1 pseudogene is annotated in these 895 nt (G+C 60.4%); it reads right to left on the bottom strand.

Features of this window, described 5'->3' with window-relative positions:
* Nucleotides 1-85: 85 nt before the first annotated feature.
* Nucleotides 86-895 (bottom strand): annotated as a pseudogene (locus tag J2D73_RS20220) (hypothetical protein); the annotation flags it as partial.

Raw genomic sequence — 895 nt, 5'->3', positions numbered from 1 at the left:
CTTGCGAATGTCTCGGAAGATCCATTCGACTCAGTCATCGTCTCGTTCGCCGCCGCGATGAAATACACGGCGTAGTTCTCAGTCGTCATGAGTATTCCTCGATCACGAACCAACTCGGCATACCGGACCCGCCGATGTATCCCGTGGTCGAATTACTTCCGCCGCCAGATCCGCCGGCGCCGTAACCGCTGCCCGTGCCAGGGCTCCCGTTGTTTTGTGGCGACGCCGCGCTACCGTAAGCGGAACTGGCTCCGATAGCGGGAACACCGTTACCAAAGATCGAAATCCCCTGTTGGCCGTAAGCGCCAGATTTCGCAAAGCTGCCGGACAGCACTTTGGAAGAAAGGCCTCCCCACGTCACAGACCCGCCAGCGGCATTTACTGATTGCGTCCCGGAACTATTCGAGACGGAGACACCTACTCCGCCCCCTTGACCACCCCCCAGGGTGACGTAAGCACCAAAGACCGATGACCCTGACGTGCTTTGCGACGATGACGCGATCGGCGTCGCTGGCGTCCCGACCGTAATCGATATGCTGGTCAAAGCGCTGACATCGATCCAGAGTTCACATTCTGCCCCCGCTCCACCAGCCCCAGCCGCAGATGTGTATCCGGTGCTATTTGGCTCGGCATATCCGCCGGGGCCGCCGGGGCCGCAGCCCCTAACGCGGATGAGGCGCGCTCTGGCTGACTTCGTATATGTTCCGCTCGCTGTGAATGACTGCACCGAGAGTAGCCTGCCAAGAGCAAGCGTTGGAATAGTCGGATACATCGCTGTAGCGGCGACTGAAGTAGCGGTGGAAAGATTCGTTACGCCGCTTGGCACAGTGACCGTGTAGAGCAGCACAACCGCGCCGCCGGCCGGCGCAGTTGGCGCGCTGGTTGCGGCTTGGAT

The sequence above is a fragment of the Acetobacter sacchari genome, assembly GCF_017377715.1.
GTDB classification, from domain to species: Bacteria; Pseudomonadota; Alphaproteobacteria; order Acetobacterales; family Acetobacteraceae; genus Acetobacter; species Acetobacter sacchari.
Note: the sequence above shows the minus strand (reverse complement) of the source record. Positions and strands in the feature narration are given on the sequence as shown.